This window comes from Nocardioides ochotonae, from assembly GCF_011420305.2.
In the GTDB taxonomy this organism is placed as follows: Bacteria; Actinomycetota; Actinomycetes; order Propionibacteriales; family Nocardioidaceae; genus Nocardioides; species Nocardioides ochotonae.
On record NZ_CP061769.1, the window covers coordinates 2230587 to 2249796 of the forward strand.

Annotated in this window: 19 protein-coding genes; all 19 read left to right on the forward strand. The window is 66.9% G+C overall.

Annotation, left to right across the window (positions count from 1 at the left end; all coding sequences use genetic code 11):
• Window positions 1-12 precede the first annotated feature (12 nt).
• Entirely contained in the window at window positions 13-2595 is a 2583-nt protein-coding gene (locus HBO46_RS10825) for a tape measure protein (RefSeq protein ID WP_191480128.1), read from the forward strand.
• Window positions 2592-4412 carry a DNRLRE domain-containing protein gene (locus tag HBO46_RS10830; RefSeq protein ID WP_166139617.1) on the forward strand — a complete coding sequence of 607 codons (1821 nt, stop codon included), beginning with the start codon at window positions 2592-2594 and terminating at the stop codon, window positions 4410-4412. The genes HBO46_RS10825 and HBO46_RS10830 overlap by 4 nt, the downstream gene beginning before the upstream one ends.
• Before the next feature lie 13 nt (window positions 4413-4425).
• Window positions 4426-5610, forward strand: coding sequence for a hypothetical protein (locus HBO46_RS10835; protein ID WP_191480129.1), 1185 nt, complete (start codon window positions 4426-4428; stop codon window positions 5608-5610).
• Entirely contained in the window at window positions 5607-8480 is a 2874-nt protein-coding gene (locus HBO46_RS10840; RefSeq protein WP_166139614.1) for a hypothetical protein, read from the forward strand. The genes HBO46_RS10835 and HBO46_RS10840 overlap by 4 nt, the downstream gene beginning before the upstream one ends.
• 72 nt (window positions 8481-8552) lie before the next feature.
• On the forward strand, window positions 8553-9383 hold the full coding sequence (locus tag HBO46_RS10845) for an N-acetylmuramoyl-L-alanine amidase (protein WP_166139612.1): 831 nt from the start codon (window positions 8553-8555) through the stop codon (window positions 9381-9383).
• A complete protein-coding gene (locus HBO46_RS10850) occupies window positions 9380-9661 on the forward strand; it encodes a hypothetical protein (RefSeq protein ID WP_166139610.1) in 282 nt (93 codons plus the stop codon). The genes HBO46_RS10845 and HBO46_RS10850 overlap by 4 nt, the downstream gene beginning before the upstream one ends.
• A gap of 11 nt (window positions 9662-9672) precedes the next feature.
• Entirely contained in the window at window positions 9673-9924 is a 252-nt protein-coding gene (locus tag HBO46_RS10855) for a hypothetical protein (RefSeq protein WP_166139608.1), read from the forward strand.
• 126 nt (window positions 9925-10050) lie between these two features.
• Window positions 10051-10257, forward strand: a complete 207-nt coding sequence (locus tag HBO46_RS10860; protein WP_166139606.1) for a hypothetical protein — start codon at window positions 10051-10053, stop codon at window positions 10255-10257.
• Window positions 10248-10802 (forward strand): deoxynucleotide monophosphate kinase family protein, encoded by a 555-nt coding sequence (locus HBO46_RS10865; protein WP_166139604.1) that lies wholly within the window; start codon window positions 10248-10250, stop codon window positions 10800-10802. The genes HBO46_RS10860 and HBO46_RS10865 overlap by 10 nt, the downstream gene beginning before the upstream one ends.
• A 183-nt stretch (window positions 10803-10985) precedes the next feature.
• Window positions 10986-11522, forward strand: a complete 537-nt coding sequence (locus HBO46_RS10870) for a hypothetical protein (protein WP_191480130.1) — start codon at window positions 10986-10988, stop codon at window positions 11520-11522.
• 233 nt (window positions 11523-11755) lie between these two features.
• A complete protein-coding gene (locus HBO46_RS20565) occupies window positions 11756-12094 on the forward strand; it encodes a hypothetical protein (protein ID WP_224768997.1) in 339 nt (112 codons plus the stop codon).
• A 292-nt stretch (window positions 12095-12386) separates the two neighbouring features.
• Window positions 12387-12575 (forward strand): hypothetical protein, encoded by a 189-nt coding sequence (locus tag HBO46_RS20570; protein WP_224768998.1) that lies wholly within the window; start codon window positions 12387-12389, stop codon window positions 12573-12575.
• Entirely contained in the window at window positions 12572-12928 is a 357-nt protein-coding gene (locus HBO46_RS10880) for an LAGLIDADG family homing endonuclease (RefSeq protein ID WP_191480131.1), read from the forward strand. The genes HBO46_RS20570 and HBO46_RS10880 overlap by 4 nt, the downstream gene beginning before the upstream one ends.
• A gap of 117 nt (window positions 12929-13045) precedes the next feature.
• Window positions 13046-13744: a recombination directionality factor gene (locus HBO46_RS10885; RefSeq protein ID WP_224768999.1), complete on the forward strand. Its 699-nt coding sequence runs from the start codon at window positions 13046-13048 to the stop codon at window positions 13742-13744.
• Window positions 13741-13914 carry a hypothetical protein gene (locus HBO46_RS10890; protein WP_191480133.1) on the forward strand — a complete coding sequence of 58 codons (174 nt, stop codon included), beginning with the start codon at window positions 13741-13743 and terminating at the stop codon, window positions 13912-13914. Before HBO46_RS10885 ends, HBO46_RS10890 begins: the two co-directional genes overlap by 4 nt.
• 241 nt (window positions 13915-14155) lie before the next feature.
• A complete protein-coding gene (locus HBO46_RS10895) occupies window positions 14156-14341 on the forward strand; it encodes a hypothetical protein (protein WP_166139595.1) in 186 nt (61 codons plus the stop codon).
• A gap of 81 nt (window positions 14342-14422) precedes the next feature.
• Window positions 14423-15172, forward strand: coding sequence for a DNA adenine methylase (locus tag HBO46_RS10900; RefSeq protein WP_191480134.1), 750 nt, complete (start codon window positions 14423-14425; stop codon window positions 15170-15172).
• Window positions 15169-17616: a phage/plasmid primase, P4 family gene (locus HBO46_RS10905; RefSeq protein ID WP_191480135.1), complete on the forward strand. Its 2448-nt coding sequence runs from the start codon at window positions 15169-15171 to the stop codon at window positions 17614-17616. Before HBO46_RS10900 ends, HBO46_RS10905 begins: the two co-directional genes overlap by 4 nt.
• Window positions 17617-17861: 245 nt before the next feature.
• Window positions 17862-19127, forward strand: a complete 1266-nt coding sequence (locus HBO46_RS10910) for a DNA cytosine methyltransferase (RefSeq protein ID WP_191480136.1) — start codon at window positions 17862-17864, stop codon at window positions 19125-19127.
• Window positions 19128-19210: the final 83 nt, after the last annotated feature.

Consider the following 19210-nt stretch of genomic DNA (forward strand, 5'->3'; position numbering starts at 1 on the left):
GGAGGCTGCCCCGTGGCTATCGAACTAGGAGCCGCGTATATCTCAATCCTGCCTAGCACGAACAAACTGGCCTCGGGCGTCCGTTCCGAACTGAGCTCGATCGGTAAGCAAGGCCTCGGCGCAGGGCAGACCCTGGGCGCTGGGCTGCTCAAGGGTGCGAAGGCCGCCGTCGGCGTGGCCGGCCTGGCTGCCACTGTCGTCGGCGGCGCGGCCCTCAAGGGCGGTATTTCGCGCCTGCTGGATATCGAGGACGCGCAAGCCAAGCTCCGCGGGCTGGGCCACGATGGGAAGTCCATCCAGAAGATCATGGACTCCGCCCTCGGGTCGGTTAAGGGCACGGCGTTCGGCCTGGGTGAGGCTGCCACCACCGCAGCGGGCGCGGTCGCCGCTGGGATCGAGCCCGGTAAGGAACTGACCAACTACCTGATGGCGGTCGCCGACGCCGCAACCATCGCTGGCGTGCCTATGGCCGAGATGGGGTCGATCCTTAACAAGACGACCACACAGGGTCGCGCCTACACGATGGAACTAAACCAACTGGCGGACCGCGGCATCCCGATCTTCCAGTGGCTGGCCGATGAGTACGGCGTAACGTCCGACGCCCTGCGCGAGATGGTCGCCGACGGCAAGGTCGACGCGGCGACGTTCCGCAAGGTCATCACTAAGAACATCGGCGGCGCGGCGCTTGAGTCCGGCGAAACGACGCGGGGCGCGTATAAGAACATGATGGCCGCCCTGGGTCGTATCGGGGCTAACTTCCTCGAGGGCGCAGGCTTCGGTCAGGCCAAGGACGTATTCAAGGGTCTGACCGACCTAATGGCCCCGATCGAGGGCACGGCGGCCCGCATCGGCACTGCGGTCGGCACGCACGTAAACGGCGCGGTCGACAAGGTGAAGGCGTCCCTGGCCGACGGTGGCGGCGTTGACTGTCTGGCCTCGTCGGGTCGTTTGCCACGATCGGGACCGCCCTGGGCAACGCCTGGGGCAAGTTGTCGCCGGTCCTGTCGTCCCTGGGATCCGAACTGTTTGCCACCCTGGGCGACGGCGTCGAAGATCGCCGATATCTGGACGACAAAGTTTGCCCCTGCCCTGGCGGACCTAATTCCGATCGTTACGCCTATCGCGCAGTTCTTCCTCAAGGTATTCGGCAGTGCGGTAATCGGGGTCATTAACGGCATTATCCAGGGCTTTGGCGGTTTGATGACCGTTGTGGCCGGCGTTGTGTCGGTCATTTCCGGCCTGCTGCACGGCGATTTCAGTAAGGCCTGGCAGGGAATCAAGGACATTGTTAAGGGTGCCATTAACTTTGTCATCGGACTCATTAGGGTCTGGTGGAATATCGGCATCATTAACATTTTCAAGAAGGGCGCACTCAAGCTCCTGGGTTCCTGGAAGGGCGCATGGACGGCGCTAAAGAAGGTCCCCGGTCTGGCCCTGAAGTTGGCCGGGAAGGCGGTTTCGCTCGCTATTCGCCTGCTGTGGCACATTCTGAAGAATGGCGTCAAGAATATCGGTAAGATTTGGAAGGGAATGGGGAAGCTCCTTTCCAAGGTTACCAAGGCGATTTGGAACGGCATTAAGAACCTTTTCGTAAAGGCCTGGGAAGGTATCAAGTTCTATATCAAGGCCGGGCTTTTGAAGCTGAAGGACCTGTGGAACAAGGGACTGTCCAAGATTAAGGACGTCGCGTCTAATATCTGGGACAAGATCAAGTCCGGCGTTACGGGAATGTTCGACAAGGTTCGATCCGCCTTTAGCAACGGCGTCGAGGCCATTCGGAATATCTGGAATGGGATCAAGGACGCCGCCCGCAAGCCGGTCGAGTTCGTCGTTAACACGGTCTGGAATAACGGACTGCGAAAGGTCATTAACGCCATTCCTGGCGTCGGTGACCTGCCGACGATTACCTTCGCCCGCGGTGGTTACACCGGACCCGGCGCTAAGTTCGCCCCTGCTGGAATTGTCCACGCCGACGAGTTCGTTATCCGAAAGGAAGCGCGCCGTCGGTTTGAGCGCGATTTCCCCGGTGCCCTGGATTACCTTAACCGATACGGAACGCTGCCCGGTCTTGCGGGTGGTGGTCTTTTGTCCAGTATCCGCGATTTCGGATCCAAGGTATTCGGCACCGACAAGGACGACAAGAAGGACAAGAAGGGCGGGCGACTCAAGAAGTGGCTCGGCGTTATCACGAAGCTTAAGGACCTGATTTCCGGTTTTGACCTTAGTGGGCTGACCGGCGCGTGGGGCGATCTGATCCGCCCCGCGATTCAGTCCCTGGCTAATAGTGCCGTCGCCTACGTTAACCGTCTGATCCCTGATTGGGGTCCGATTCCCGATAACCCGATCCCGCAGATTTTTGACAATGGCGGGATCTTGGAGCCCGGCGCGCTTGCCTTTAACGCGAGCCGCAAGCCCGAGGCCGTATTCAACCATCGGCAGTTTGCGGCGTTCGCTGAGGCGAACAACGCCCGGCCCCGCCGCGTCGAGCTGGTCGTCGGCGATCGGCGATTTGACGCCTATATGCGTGAGGTCGCCGAGGACACCTACCACGGCGAAACTGCCTACGCCGGTACCACTAGGAGGATGATGCGATGAGTAGCGTGACCGTTAGGTCAGGCTTTGATACGCACGCCGCTAAGCGAAAGGAGGGGCGCAATTTTGCGGGGGCGAAGTCCCTGGAACTGCGCCCCGCTGAGGCCGTCGGTTTCGTCTACTTCCGGTCGCCGGTGCCGCAGGGCGCGACTGTCACGAAGGCGACCCTGCGCGTGTATGCGCGCGGGGCGTCTAAGGGTCCGTCGCGCACCGTGAGTGTTCACCGCGTGTCTGAGTCGTGGAAGCAACGGCAGGTCACCTGGAATCGTCGCCCTGACGTGACCGGGTCGCCTGCCGTTAGTACGGCCCTGGGCAACCTGCGCGACGGGCGGGCGATCACGGTCGACGTCACGAGCATTGTCCAGGCCTGGGCGAACGGCGCGCCTAACTACGGCGTCCGCCTGTCCCTGTCCGCGGTCGACGACGCTGACCGCCTGCTGCGCCTGTATTCGTTCAACACCGGCAAGCGTCCGACGCTGGAGGTGTCGTGGTCGGACCGTCCCGCGACCCCGACCGACCTGCGCCCTGCTGGCGGCATCGTGTCCACGACGCACCCGACGCTCCGGTTTGACTACCTGGACGTCGGTGGTAACACGCGCCTGTCTGCGGTCCAGGTGGAGATCCGCGACCCTGACACCGGCGACACCTGGACGTCGCCTGTGACTGAGACGCGCGCCGCCGAGCTGGACCTGTCCGAGACCGACTTCGGTGGTTTCGGATCGACGGGGCTGGAATGGCGGGTGCGCGCCCGTGACGGCGCGGGGCTGTGGTCTACCAACTGGTCGGACTGGTCCGACGAGGTCACCTATGAGGCCCTGACCCCGCCGACGATCATTAGCCCTGCCGACGGCGTCGTGTGGGAAACCACCCCGCCGATCGTGTGGGAGCCCCACGACGGGCAGGTGCGTTATCAGGTCATCGTGCGCGATGAGGGCGGCGACAAGGTCTACGACTCCGGTGAGATTCCGAGCGACGACGTGGTGCATAACATCCGCACCCCACTGTCCGACGATCAGACCTACAGGGTGGTCGTGCGGGTCTGGGACGCGCGGCTCCGCGTGGAGACCCCTGGCGCACCTGCGCACGCCTCCAGCCCTGCTGTGTCGTTCGCCGTCCAGGTCGACGACACGATCCCGGCCCCGACCGACCTGACCTGTGCCCCGCCCTACCGCGGCGCGCCGTACGTCGAGCTGCGCTGGACGCGGCCCGACACCCCCGACAACTGGACGATCTACCGCGACGGTCGAGCCCTGGCCGTGGAAGTCCTGCCTGAGGAGACGATCCAGGACGACGGTGCGACGTTCGTCTGGCGCGACTATTCGGCGCAGCCGCACACCGCGCACCGCTATTACGTCCGCCCGAACGTAAACAACCGATTGGGCAACCGGAGCGCAGTCGTCACGACGACGATGGGCACCGAGGGACTCTGGCTGGTCAACACCGAAACCGGCGCGTCGGTCTGTCTGTTCGGCGACGACGACGGGTCCTGGTCGATGCCTGAGGAGTCCTCGGTCTATACCCCCGTCGGGGGTAGTCGCCCTATCCGCATCGTGTCTGCCATGCGTGGACTTGAGGGCAACCTGAGCGGCGACCTTATGGACGGTTTCGGGCGGACCTGCGCCGAATGGCAGGCCGACCTAATGGCGATTAAGGGCGACCCGACTGCCGTCCTGCGGCTGGTCGCGGGTGACGTCAATATCCCGGTACTGGTCGGAAACATCGCCATGTCGCCTAGCCCGAAGTCGCGGGCTGGGCAGTCCCTCATGTCCGTCACGTTCGACTTCTGGCAGACCGGAGAACTGCCGTTCAAGATCAAGTAAAGGAGGGCACCGGTTGAACACCCTAGGACTCAAGGACGGCGACCGGCTGCTATTCGAGGACGCGCTGCGGTCGACCCACCGCGTGCGCGTCCTGGTCAATGTGACTGACCTACAGGGCGCGGTCGTATCCCGCCTAGTCGACCCGAAGACTGGCGGGTCGGAGGTCCTGATCGACGGTCAGGTCACGGTCGACCGCGACGCCGACGTCACCCGCACGGCGTCCCTGACGCTGCTGGATCCCACCCACGCCCTGAGCTTCGACACCGACTCGCCCGACGACGGTGCCCTGTACGCCGATCGCATGATCCAAGTGATCTACGGCGTGTACGTCGAGGCCCTGGGGCGCTGGGTGGACGTGCCTGTGTTCCTGGGACCGGTCACGAAGCTGGACCGCGCGCGCGACGTCGTCACGGTTGAGGCGCAGGGCAAGGAGACGCTCGCCGCGGGCGCGATCTGGCGGACCCTCAAACTGACCCGCGGCACCCGGTCATCCGATGCGATCCGAACACTGATGGTTAACCGGGCCGGTGAGGGCCGGGTCAGTGTCGCTAAGGGTCGCGGCCCGAAACTGCCGAAGGCGCGCAACCTTGACCGCACCCTGTCGATCTGGGAGACCGCCCAGAGTTTCGCCCGCGGCATGGGCGAGCAGTTGTTCTACACCGGTGACGGGACGCTGACCCTGCGCAAGCGACCGGAGAACGTCGTCTATACGTTCACCGACGGCGATGGGGGCGACGTCCTAAGCGACGTGCAGGTGTCCTACGAACTGACCGACCTGAAGAACACGATCCAGGTCCTGGGTAAGAAGCCCGAGGGAAAGGGCAAGCAACGGGTCCGCGCGCAGGCCACCGCGCCGCGCGATCACCCGCTGAGTCCCTGGCGACTGGGCCGAACCGGCGCGCCTAAGTACCTGCCCGAAACGATCGAGGACACCTCGATTAGGACCCGCAAGGATGCCGCCGAACGGGCACGGGCGACCCTGTCGGCGCGGCTGGCCGAGACCGTGACGGTCGCCTTCGATTCCCTGCCCATTCCGCACCTTGAGCCGGGCGACAAGGTGCGTGTTAAGACAGGCGACTTCACGACGACGTTCTACCTGCGGCAGTTCACGATCCCGCTAACCCCGTCGGGCGACCCGGTTATGTCCGTCGGCTATTTCAAGAAGACCACCCCGAACCGGAGGAGGATCCGTCGATGACCTACACCACCGGGCAGATCGTCGCCGTTAATGCGGAGACGGTCTGTGACGAGCTGGTCGTGTCCGCTGCCGTCGGCGACACGGTCCTGTACCTGGACACTGCCGACGAGTTCAATGAGGGCGGCGGGATCCTGCGGCTGGACGACGGCACCGACGTCGCCTACGCCGCTGCGGACCTGGACACCGGAGCGGTCACCCTGACTGACCCCCTGCCGGTCGCCCTGGAGGCGGGTGACCTGGTCGCGCCCCTGGACATTGACGGCGCGCCGATCACCCGAATGGTGGCGCATGTCGCCACTGAAGGACTTGAGGAGGCCGACGACGTCCTCGAGGCCGACGTGCCGCACAACCTGATCCCGTACCTGCCCGAGGGCATCCGCGACGAGGGCAGGGGCGAACCGGTCCGACTGGCCTACGACGGGTCTGACCTGTACGTCGTGGACGTCCTGGGCGTGACCCCGCGCCTGGACGGTGCGACGGTCGACACCTCTGGGATGGAGGTCATCCCGCCCCCTGCCCCTGAGGTGTCGCCGTCCCTGGTCGCCTACGGCAACCCCCGCGGGATCGTCCTCGAGGTCGTCGGGGCTGACCCCGCCCTGGTCCTGACGCTGGATTACCACATGTCGACCACGTCGGGCTTCACCCCCGACTCCGCGACACTGGTCACCACCACCGCGTCACAGGTCGTTTCTGTCCAGGCCCTGCCCGACGGATCGCCCCTGGATCCCGACGCGGTCTACTACTTCCGCACGGTCGCCCGCAACGTGTCCGGTGAGGCCGGTCCCGGCCCCGAAACCGAGGGCAGCCTGCGCCTGATTGACGACGACGCGGTCACGACCCTGGCCGCATCCAAGATCGTCGCGGGCGACCTGGTCGGCGGGTACGCCCTGCTGGGATCCCTGTCGGTCGGCGGGCGTATTTCGCTGTCGCACGAGCAGGGCATCATCGTCCAGCTCGAGAACGGTGGCGTTATCCACTTTCCTGCCGACGGTTCCGCTGCCACGATTACCGCCGAACTGATTGCCCTCGCCCTGACCGTCCAGAATGGCCTCCAGATTCTGGGTCGTAACAATGTCATCGCGCAGGGCGCGGAGGTCGCGCTAGCGGAGGGCGTTTCCGACCCCGCGAAGGTGCCGACGGTATTCTACGGCTGGCCGACGGTCGCGCTAAACGGTTTCGTGGACGACGACCACCGAAAGGCCGAGCGCGTTCTGGGCGTCGAAAACACCGACGGTTCCATTATCGCTATCGTCGCGCAGCACACCGGCGACCGCGCCGGACAGGTCTATTACGAGAAGATCATTCCGTCCACTGGCGCGGTCACGCGATATAGCGCGACTATCCGCAAGTTTACGCCGGGCAATATGTGGCTTCGCGGTATGGTCGTGGTCGGCGGGAAGCGTTACGTTCTCTACCGCGATACCGACGTTTCGGTCCACTGGCGCGTAATGCGCCTAAGCGGCACGACCATCGAAGCCGAGAATACGGTTGCGACGCAGATCGAGGTCGGTTCCCGAAACGATAACGGCGACCCGTCGCGCAATTTCGGCGCGCCCGCAATTGCGTCATGGCTGGATACGGAAGTGGCCGTCCTGTTCGTGGACAAGAATGGCACCGTGGTAAAGCGTTTCCTAAACACCGAAACGCTCGCGCCCGTCGGCGCGGGTGTATTCGGTGGCGACGCGACCATTACCGGCTATACCGCGCCGACTGGTGCGCGCCGTTTGGTGGCCGCCTATGGAAACGGTAACGGCACCGCCGATACCACGTCCTGGATCGCGTTCTGTAATACCGCCGATAACCGGGCACCGTACAATGGTCGGTTTACGGGTATTGCGGTCAGTTACTTGAACGAAAACCCCCTCGACCCGCACCATTCGTTTACGGTCGCCACGAGTGCCGAATATCCTGGCGTCCCTGATAGCGCGTCGACCAATTACCACCTGAGTCCTACGGATGAGGGATGGATCCTGTTCGCCTACGGGGCGGGCAAGTGGCCGACGCGCAGCGACGGTAACGCGCAGATCGGCAGTCTGTACGAGACCGTGCGGTACACCCTGCGCGACGATGCCGGGCACGAGACGCTGGCTAGTCCGCCGCGGCAGGTCACCTACCCGCCGCGGGCCGTCCTGGTCGTGTCCGCCCCGCCCGTGCCGTCCGACGTCGACTACGTGCGCGTATACACCTACTGGGCTGGCGACTCGACGGGCTGGACCGCCTGGGATGCGCCTGTGGGCGTCGAGACGATCGCCCTGGACATGAGGACCGGGACGCCGGGCCTGGCCCTGCCTGAGGCCAGTTCCTTCGCCGCGGCGGGCATCCCTGCCCGACTGGTAAGTGCGCGCACTGACGCCGCCGGGCCTCTCATCGAGCTGCGTGGCGACGGCGCGGGGCGGGTCGGCCCCCTGGCGTGGAACGCCGACGGCGCGCGCACCGACGACACGGGCTGGATCGACGTAACCCTGGCTAACTCCTGGGTGGCCTACGGCACGCCCTACGCGACGCCCGGTTATCGCCGGATCGGCAACCGGGTCCACCTGCGCGGCGTCCTCAAGTCGGGCACGGTCGGCAACATGTTCCGCCTTCCTGAAGGCCACCGACCCGCCTATGACGTCGAGCTGCCTGCCGTCGCTGCCGCGGTCACTGCGGACGTGACTGCCGCTCTGACGACGCACCGCACGACCACCCCAATTAACGATGCTGTGGCGACCCACCGACACGACGTAAACGTGCAACCCAGTGTCTCGGCAGTTACCCGATCGGTCGCGGTCCGGCTGACCGTTATGGCTGACGGTGCGGTCCATATCGGCGATTCCAACGTGGACCACACCTGGATATCGCTGGACGGGATCACGTTCCTGACCGACTGACCTACCCCGCCCTATCGCCCCTGTCGCCTCATGGCGGCGGGGGCGATTTGGCGTGCCCGAAAGGAGCCCCGCATGGCATACAAGTATCTGCCCGCCGACCTGCCTAAGCGACTGCGCGCGGCGGGTCTGACGGTAGTTGAGGTCGACGGGTGGCGCACCCGCGGACGACCCGCCTCGACCGGCGCACATGCCCCTGTCGGCGTCCTGTGCCACCACACCGCGACCGGTCGGTCAGTGTCCGACACCGCAGTAGTGGCGCTGCTCAAGAATGGCCGGTCGGACCTGGCCGGCCCCCTGGCGCACTTTGGTCTGTCCCGTAACGGAACGGTCTACATGATCGCCGCGGGGCGTGCCAATCACGCCGGGAAGGCGAAGGCGTCGGGCAGCGTGTCCGGTGGCGATGGTAACGCCCTCTATGTCGGCATCGAGGCGTTTAACGACGGCGTCGGTGAGCCCTGGCCGTCGGCGCAGTACGAGGCCTACGTGACCCTGTGCGCTGTCCTGTGTCTGCACGTCACGGGCAACTCCGCTAAGACGGTGCGCGGGCACCGCGAGACGTCGGTAACCGGCAAGATCGACCCGACGTTTGATATGGCGAAGTTCCGCGACCGGGTCGCCGCGCGGATGGGTGAACTGCGCGCCCCTGCTGACACCCGCCCCGCCGTGTCGCTCGAGCGGGTCAAGCGTGCCGCGCAAACCCCCGCATGGCGGCGCGCCCTGACCGGGAAGCGCGTCCTGGCCGATCGTCGCCGCGTACGCGCGGCCCTCAAGGCCGAGGGCTGCGCGACGTTCGCCGAATGGCAGCGGCGCCTCGGCTACACCGGTGCCGACGCCGACGGGATCCCTGGCCGTGCGTCCCTGACCGCCCTGGGCGACCGTCAGGGCTTCAGGGTCGTGCCGTGAGGCCCGAGGACGACGTCGTGCCCGATGAGTCCGTGCCGACCTGGGCGGTACGCCTGGAGGCGAAGGTCGACGTCGCCCTGGCCCGGCACGGGTCGCAACTGGACGCCCACGAGCGCGATATCGCCGACCTGCGCGCCGCGGCGCACGAGCACGATGCCCGCCTACGCGCCCTTGAGCGCGTCCCGGCGATCACGCCTAGGCAACTGGGCGCGGCTGCCCTGGGCGTCGTCGGCGCGGTCGGCGCGCTAGTTCCGTTCCTGGATCGTGTCTACACCTGAGGAGGTCACCTATGCCCCTGCCGTCTAACCCGTACGTCCGCATGTTCATCGGTGGTCTGGTCGCGGCGATCGCCGTTGCTACGCCGATCGTTGACGACGGCGTGACCATGTCGGAGGCCCTGTCGATCCTGGCTGCGTTCCTGTCCGGCACCGGTCTGACTGCCGTCCCGGCTGCCAACCGTCAGGCGGTCTGCGAGGCCCTTGAGCTCGATGAGGCCGACCTGGTCGATGACGAGCTGGCTGACGCCGATCTGGGCGGGTAGGCCCTGCCCTAATGAGCCCGCGGCATTAGGTCCACACCTGGGCAGTCCGCGCCTCACTGGCGCACTACCTCACCGGTAAGTCGCGGGGCGATTGCGCCCCGCCCCATCACTGGAGAGGAGGACCTAATGTCGTGGGACGACGACCACGACCGGGCAGCCGACGCCCTGCACGACGAGGCCGAACTACTGGCCGACATGGCGCGCTTCGCCCACTTCGGCGACCCTGAGCGCGCCGCCGAACTGCGGCAACGCGCGACCGATCTGGTACGCCTCGCCGCCGCGATCCGCGCAGCGGGTGAGGCCGACAAGGGCGGCGGGTGCGAATGTCCCTAGTCGGAATCGTCGGCAAGAAGCGCGCCGGGAAGGACACCCTGGCCGGCTACCTGATCCCGCACGGTTACACCCGGTTTGCTTTCGCTGACCCCCTCAAGGTCGCGCTACTGGCGACTAACCCCCTTTACAAGGGCGGGCAGCGGCTGGGCGACCTGATCGACTCCACTGGCTGGGAGACCGCGAAGGCCCTGCCTGAGGTACGTCGGCTGCTACAGGAGTTCGGCGGCGCGGTCCGCGCGCTTGACCGCGACTTCTGGGTGCGCGCCACGCTGCCGCACGCCGTGGCGAACGGTCGCGCGGTCGTTACCGACGTGAGGTACCGAAACGAGGCCGACGGGATCCGCGCGGCGGGCGGCTACCTAGTCCGCGTCGTACGCCCTGACTGCCCGACCACCTTGCGCACCGGCGACGGGCAGACCGTCCCGCTGGACACGCACGATTCTGAGACTGAGCTCGATGGATACCCCGTGGACCTTGAGGTCGTAAACCACACCCTTGAGGACCTCGAGGCCGCGGCTGCGACGATCCTGGCGCGCGCCGCCTGACCACTGACCCCCGTCCCTGGACCTGACCGGTCTGGGGGCGGGGGTCTTTCGCGCTTCTAGGGACCTATAGCGGCGCGCTACAGATCCCTACAGGGGCGGCCCCTGAGTCGCGCGAAACGTCACGCGCGCTATCATGGGGGCATGAAGACGAAACCACTGCCCCTCAAGGTCACGCACGATCGGATGGTCAAGGCACTGCGGGAGTACCTGCGCAAGGACGAGGCCGACCGGACCCCCGACCTGCGCATGATCGCCGCCCTGACCGTCCTGGCGCGTGAGGCCATCCCGCAGGCCGACGGAGAACCGGACTGGCGCGGGCGTACACATGCGTACCGCGAGTGGATCAGTGAGGCCTACCGGGACGCCGGTATCTACGGCGAGGACGCACGCAAGATTCAGTCTGCGGCGCGCTATCACGTCGGGGTCGCCCTGCGCGACTACCTGGACGCCGACACCCTGGCTGACTACGGGCTGGCGCAGGCGTCGCCGGTCGACCGTGCCCGCACACACCGGCGCGTCCGCGCGCAGACTGCGCACGCCCTGAGCGACGCGGGTGGCCCTGGGTTGAAGCTGGGCGCGGCCCTGTCGATCCTCACCGACCTGGATCCCGCGGCCCTGGCAGCCCTGCCCCCTGAGGATCAGGCGACGGCGCGCGGGGCGCTGGCCGACCTGGAGCGCCGGGTCGCGGCCCTGATCGGGGGTCTGTCCGACGCCGGATGAGGCCCGGCAGTGTCGCAAGTGTCGAAACTACCTACATCCTGTATTAGTGCTAGAAGCGGTCGGTCGCTTCTAGCGGGAATGGGGAATGTAGGTAGTTTCGACACTTCCTACACGCAGTGACCTACATGACAGGCCGGCCCCCCCCCCCCCCGTGCCCCGACCGGGCAGCGCCCTGCCCACTGGCGCACTAACTAGGTGTCCCTGACCCCTAGTTAGGAGGGAGCCGCCGCAAGGTGACCCAACCTAAGATCAACACGATTAAGCGCGGGGGCGCGCGCCTGTACGTCCACCCTGAGACCGCCGACAAGGTCCCCGGCGTTACGTCCATCCTCAACATGTTGCCGAAGGACTTCCTTCGGTTCTGGGCTGCCAAGGTCGTCGCCGAGACCGCAGTCGACAACCTGGGGTCTGTCGTCGGGCTGGCGCTTAACGACCGTCAGGGCGCGGTCGACTACCTGAAGCGCGCCCCGCAGCGCGACACCGGACAGGCCGCCGATATGGGGTCCGCAGTCCATGACCTGTTTGAGCGGCTGGCCCGCGGTGAGTCTGCGGGCGGGTGCATCCCGACCTGAAGCCCTACCTGGCGATTTTCAAGGGCTTTGAGGATCAGTACGCCCCCGAGTTCCTGCACCTGGAGGAGACCGTCTGGTCGGACACCTACGGGTATGCGGGATCGTTCGACTTCATCGCCCGCGTGACTGACCCCGGCACGCGCGAACAGATCACGGTCGTCGGCGACTGGAAGACGACCCGGTCGGGTGTCCATGAGGAGGTCGCCCTACAGGAGACCGCCTACAGTCGCGCGGACTACATCATCCGGCCCGACGGTGGCCGCGTCCCGCTGCCGCGCCTTGACGGGGTCTGGTGGTCCACGCCCGCCCCGAGGGCGGCAAGGTCGTCCCGGCCCGCCTGGGCGATGACCTGTTCGACGTATTCCTGGCGCTGCTCAAGGTCTACGAATACGAGAAGGACCTGAAGCGCGGCGTCCTGGGCGCTGACCTGCCGATCGCGCCGGTGGAGGACACCCGCACCCGTCGGGGGCGCTCCGCATGAGCCGGGACGACCTGATCTGGCTGGCCGGTCTGCTGGAGGGCGAAGGGTCATTCGACCTGCACCGCGGACGCTACCCCCGCGTGCGGCTGGCGATGACTGACCGCGACGTCGTCGGTCGAGCTGCGACGCTGCTGGGCGGGTCGGTCCGCCTGAGCCTCAAGCCTGCGCCGCATCGGGCTATGTGGCACGTCGAGGTATCCGGCGCGAAGGCGTCCGCTGCCATGCGCGCGATCCTGCCCTTCATGGGCGCGCGCCGCTCTGCGCGGATCGCCGACGTCCTGGGCCACGCGACCCTCGAGCCGGGCACATCCGGCGCGCCTGGCCCCGCGATCTGCCGCCCGCCTGCCATGTGACCCGCACCCCCTGAGCAATCGCCGCCTCCCTGGCGCACTGACCTACTGACGCGCCTACACAACGCCGTCACAACACACCCCCCAACTAGAAGAAGCGAAAGGACGACACCCGCACACATGGCTGGTCTTCGTATCTTTGGCGACGCTGACACCGCTACCACCGCGCCTAAGCGGCGTACTGATGACGTCGTGGGCCGGTTCCGTTCGGGCTACGTGGCTAACAACATGCCGGTTGCCCTGTCCGACTGGCGCGTGACCACGGGTGACCCTGAGGTCGCCGAGCGCGTGGCTGAGCTCCTCAACGGCGATGAGCCGCAGACCTGGGACGCGACCGGTGAGGACAACCTCGAGGTCTTTACGAAGTCGACGTCGGTTGAGGTCATCCTCGACGGCCCGCGCGCACTGCGGCAGGCGATGGTCCTCTACGGGCGTAAGGGCATCCTCCGCGTGTCCGACGGCGAAACGATCACCTACCCCGAGGAGGACAAGGGCAAGCCTGACCCGCAGGCCGGACAGTCGCTCCAGGAGCGCAAGGACGCCGCCCGCGCAGGCACCGGCGCGGAGCCGCGGATCGAGCTGTTCTTCCGGCTGGCCGACGCCCCCGACCTGGGCGTATTCAAGTTCCAGTCGGGGTCCTGGTCCCTGGCCCGCGACCTTGCCTACTTTGGCACCGAGGACGAGCTGGCCGACTACGACGGACCGGTGCGCGCGACCCTGGCCCTGGAGCCGGTTTCTTTCGTGGCTAAGTCTGGCCCCCGCGCGGGTCAGAACGTGTCCTACACGAAGCCGGTTATCAAGATCCTGGGCGACGCATGATCGTGACTGTCCTGCTGGTCGTCGGCGCGTTCCTGCTGGCGATCCTGCTGGGCGTGACCGCAGGTCTGGTCGCCGAGGGCTTCAACCTGCCCCCGACCGCCTGCGGCGCGGTCTGCCTGTCCGTGACGCTGCTGGCCCTGGTTGAGGGTCTGGCCGCGGCCCTGCCGTAACCCCACCCCCACACGCGAAGCGCCCCTGCCTGTCCTGGCGGGGGCGCTTTCGTGCGTTCCGAAAGGACCCACCGTGTCTAACCCGCAGAAGGCTAAGGGCACCCGCTGGGAGACCGCAGTCTGTCGGTTCCTACAGGATCAAGGCCTCCAGGCCTACAAGCCTCGGCAGGCAGGTCGCCGCGATATCGGCGATATCCACGTGCCCCCCTTTGTCCTACAGGCAAAGGACTACCGCGACGTCGTGACTGCCCTGCGTGAGGGCGTCGAGGGCGTGCGCGTCCAACGTCTGCACGCCGACCTGCCCTACGGCGCAGCGGTCGTCAAGCGTGCGCGCAAGCCGGTCGAGGACGCCTACGTGGTCCTGCGCCTGGGCGACTTTCCCCGGCTGGTCCGCGACCTGATCGCCGCTGAGTCCCGCGACGTGTGACGCAAGCCGCGCGGGCAGTTCCGACCCCCTAGGCGCACTACCTAGTCGTAAGCAACCCGACCCGAAAGGAGGCCGGACCCTGTGAGGTATCAGGGCGGCAAGCATCGGCTCGCTAAGGAGCTGGGACGCATCATCATCGAACGTGCCGCGGGCCGGTCGACCTACGTCGAGCCCTTTGTCGGCGGCGCGTCGGTCCTGGCGCAGGTCGCACCCCATTTCCGCCGTGTCGTCGCCGCGGACGCGCAGGAGGACCTGATCCTCATGTGGCGCGCCGTCCAGGACGGCTGGATCCCGCCGACCACGATGCCCTCGGTGGAGGACTACTGGGCCATGCGCGACGACCCGACCCCGTCGCCGCTGCGCGCGTTCGCCGGTTTCGGTTGCTCGTTCGGGGGCGGCTGGTTCGCCGGTTACGCACGGTCCAACACGCCCCGTGAGGACTTCGCTATGGCCGCGCACCGCGGGATCCTGCGCAAGGCCGCCAACTTCCCACACGCGGAGTTCCGGCACTGCGACTACAGGCTCCTGGGCGACGTCATCGGCCCCGACGCGGTCGTCTACTGCGACCCGCCGTACGCCGGGACGCGCACCTACAAGGGCACCCCGTCCGCGGGCTTTGACCACGACATGTTCTGGCGCGTCGCCGCCCGGTGGTCTGAGGCCGGCGCGGTGGTCCTGGTGTCTGAGTACGCCGCGCCGGATCACTGGGTGCCGATCTGGTCTAAGACCCGCCATGTCGACTTCTGTCTGGATAACAAGGGTCACAAGGCCGTCGAGCGCCTGTACGTCCACCCTGTCCACCTGACCGCCGCCGACCGGGAGGCCGCGTGACCCTCGACGACCTGATTTCACGCTTCGACGTAGTCGAGCACGACCCCGACGGCTACCGCGTCCACTGCCCCGCGCACCACGACACCGACCCGTCCCTGAGGATCACGGTTTCTGAGAAGGGCGCGGTTCTGGTCAAGTGCCGCGCCGGTTGCCCGACGGCGACGGTCGTGGCGCAGCTCGGCCTGACGATGCGCGACCTGGCGACCATGACCGCGGGCGATTCCCTGGACTTTCGCCGCGCGACCTCGACGGATCGGCCCGCGTCGCCTGCCGACGTCGCCCGCCTGGCCGTCGACCTGGACCGGTGGTCGGCTGCCCTGGCCGACTGCCCTGAGGTCCAGGACTACGCCGCGCGCCGGTTCGGGCTGACCCCCGCGGACATGGAGCGCCTCGGGCTGGGCGCAGCCGACGACCTGCCCGGTGGCGTCCGGCTGGTCGTGCCGTTCCGTGACCCCGACGGCGTCGCCCGTGGTTTCCAGGCTCGAGCCCTCAAGCGGGACGCCGCCGTGCGGTGGTTCGGTCCGCGGTCGCCCGAGGGCGCGTCCTGGGCGAAGGTCGCCTACTTTCCTGGTGGCGCGAACTGGGACGAGGTCCTCATCACCGAGGGTCCTGGCGACTCACTGACCGGCGCGGCCCTGGGCTACGACACGATCGGCGTGCGTGGCGCAGGCCTGGCCTCTAACCCCGCCGTGGTCGAGGCGATCGCCGACATGTTGGACGACCGGCTGGCCGTAATCTGCGGCGACGGCGACCCCGCGGGTCGGACGTTCGCTACGACCCTGTCGCGCGAGTTGCTGGCCCGCGGCAAGCGGGTCAAGGTCCTGCCGGTCCCTGACGACCACGACCTGACCGACTGGCGTGAGGTCGACCCGGTCCGGTTCCCTGCGCAGGTCATTCGGGCGATCACTGACACCCGTGAGGAGACCACCGTCGCCGCCGTCCTGCGCGAACGTGACGAGACCCGCTACCCCCTGACCGACCTGGGCAACGCCTACTTCGCGCGCGACTTCATCGCCGCGCGCGGGTCTGGGGTCAAGTATTCGCCTGAGGTCGGTTTCTTCCTGCTGCACGGCGGGGTCTGGCGGCACGACCGACTGGACCGGACCCGCTCCCTGGTCCAGGCCGCGGCGCAGCAAGTCGCCGAACTGGCCGCCGACCTATCCGCGGCGTCCCTGGCTGAGCCTGAGAACACGACGAAGGCGCGGGTGGCCCGGCACTGGGCCGGATGGGCGCGCTATTCGCAATCGTCGCGCGGGATCGAGTCGGCACTCAAGGAGCTGGCGGCCCTGCGGGACGTGGCGATGGACGTCAACGACTTCGACCGGCACCCCGACCTCCTGGCCGTCGCTAACGGCGTCGTGGACCTGCGCACCGGTGCCCTGCGGCCCCACGACCCGGCGCTCCTGCTGACCCGGCGCGTCGAGGTCGACTACGACCCTGACGCCCGCTGCCCGCGGTGGGATGCGTTCCTGCGGGAGATCTTTCCTGCGCATCCCGACCTGCCCGACTTCATGCGCCGATGGGTCGGCTACGGGATCACAGGGCGCACCGACGAGCAGGCGTTCGCCGTCCTTTGGGGCACCGGCGCTAACGGTAAGTCTGTCCTAACCGACACCCTGACTGAGGTCTTTCGCGAGCTGACCGTCACGACGCCCTTCTCCACCTTTGAGGAGAAGTCTGCTGGCGGGATCCCGAACGACCTAGCGGCCCTCAAGGGCGCGCGGCTGGTCATGGCTAGCGAGGGCGATCAGGGGCGACCTATGGCTGAGGCCGTCCTCAAGCGGGTGACCGGGCGTGACCTGATCGCTGCCCGGTTCATGCGCAAAGAGTTCTTCGAGTTCCGCCCGACGTTCGCCCTCATGCTGGCGACGAACTACAAGCCCAACTTCCGCGGACAGGACGAGGGTCTGTGGCGTCGGGTGAAGCTGGTTCCGTTCGAGCGTTACTTTGCCCCCCATGAGCGCGACCACCGTCTAGGCGACACGCTGCTGGGCGAGCGCGCTGGGATCCTGGCGTGGGCTGTGCGGGGCGCGGTCGAGTGGTTTGCGCGTGGACTTGAGGACCCTGAGGTCATCCGGCACGCGACCGCCGAATACCGCGAGACGTCTAACGCCCTGGCCGGTTTCCTGCCCGGCGTATTCGTCGTCGAGGACGGCGAACGGCTGACCGGCAAAGCCCTCTTCGATGCCTACCTGGAATGGGCCGACGAGGAGAACCTGCCTGGCCGCGAACGTTGGACCCGCCGCACGTTCTTCGCCGCCCTTGAGGAGCGCGGGCTGGTCAAGCGGCGCGCAGCGGCGGGCGTTGTGTTTGAGGGCGTACGCCGTGCCCGCGCCGCCGACCGTGAGGAGGTCGGGGTCACACGGGCAGGACAGGCCCCGCTGGCGCACTCACCTACTGACACCGCGACGGCCCCTGGCGGTCCGTCCCTGTTCGACGTCTAAGGAGGTTTGCCCTGCTGGTCATCCCTGCCCACTGCCCCCGGTGCGGGTGCGGAGTGTTCGTGACCGAACTGCCGACGGTCTGCCCTGACTGCCTCGAGGAGGGCTACGTGGTCGACGTAGTCCCTGCACCCGCCGACTGACCAACCCACCAACTGCGGCCCTAGTGAGGCCCCGCCGCTTAACGGGATGAGCGGTCCGGGATTTGTACGATATCTAAAGGAGGATCGGTTGTGGACGCGCGTAGCGTGGACGCTATCGTATTGTTTTCGGGACCCGGCGGAGTCTGTGAAGGGCTCCGAATGGCTGGGATGAATAAGGTCGTTGGCGTCGAGCACGAGCCGGACGCCGTTGCTACGGCACGCGCGGCGGGCCATGCGGCTTTGCTGGAGGACGTCCGCGAGCTCGACCCGCGTGAGGTTGCCGACCTTTACGGGCTGGGAGCCGACGGGCGGCATTTGCTAATCCAGGCGTCTCCGCCGTGTCAGGGCCTTAGTATGGCTGGCCGTGGCGCGGGCCGTAAGGACCTGGCCGCGCTCGCCGCTGCTGTCGAGTCTGGCGCGCTGGGAGATTGTTACGACGAGCGTTCACCGCTCACTATCGAAGTGCTCCGCTGGATTGCGGCCCTGTCGCCTTCCTTTGTGATGCTGGAGCAGGTTCCCGCCGCTCTCGTGGTTTGGGAGGCAATCGGCCACAAGCTGGAGCGCGAAGGCTATAGCGTCTGGACCGGATATGTGCAGGCGGAGCAGTACGGCGTTCCCCAGACGCGAAAGCGCGCTATTCTGCTCGCGTCTCGCCTAGGGCCGGTTAGCGCGCCGACTCCGACGCACTCCCGGTATTACTCCCGCTCTCCGGAGCGGCTCGACCCGGACGTTTTGCCGTGGGTCAGTATGTCGGAGGCGCTGGGCTGGGCCGCGCCCGGCGCTCCGAAGGGTTACCTTTTTGGCCAGCACGATCGGCCGATCGCGGCGGAGCGGGCCGAGCGTGTGGCACGTCGAAAGGCGGACGATAACGGGCCCTGGGTTCCGCACGAGCGCGACGAGCCGTGCGACTGTCCGGTAACGCTTAGCGCGACAAATCCGCGCCCGAATTCCGCGCACCGTACGCCGTGCATGCCGTCGCCGACTCTGGCATTCGGCCACGAGCGCCCGCGCTGGAACCCGCGCGAGACGCTGGACGACGGTTCTCCGCGCTGGAATGACCAGAGCGGGACGCCGGTAGATGAGACCTGGCCGGATAAGCGACCCGCTACGACTGTCGCCGGTCGTGGACTCGTGCAGAATCCGGGCGCGACGGCCAACCGCTATAACGGCTCCACAAAGTCCCGTAATGATGGCGTACGCGTGTCCGTCGCGGAGGCTGGCGTACTCCAGAGCTTCCCAGCGGATTATCCGTGGCAGGGCAGCGCTACTAGCCAATTCGTCCAGGTTGGCAATGCCGTCCCGCCGCTTATGCAAATGCGCCTCACTGTTCACCTGCTGGCCGGCGTCGCGCATTCCCAGGAATCCCGCTAGCGCGTCCCGCCGACTGACCAACCCACCAACTGCGGCCCCCGTCCCTGTCCTGGGGCGGGGGTCGCCCCCTGCTGGGACCGATA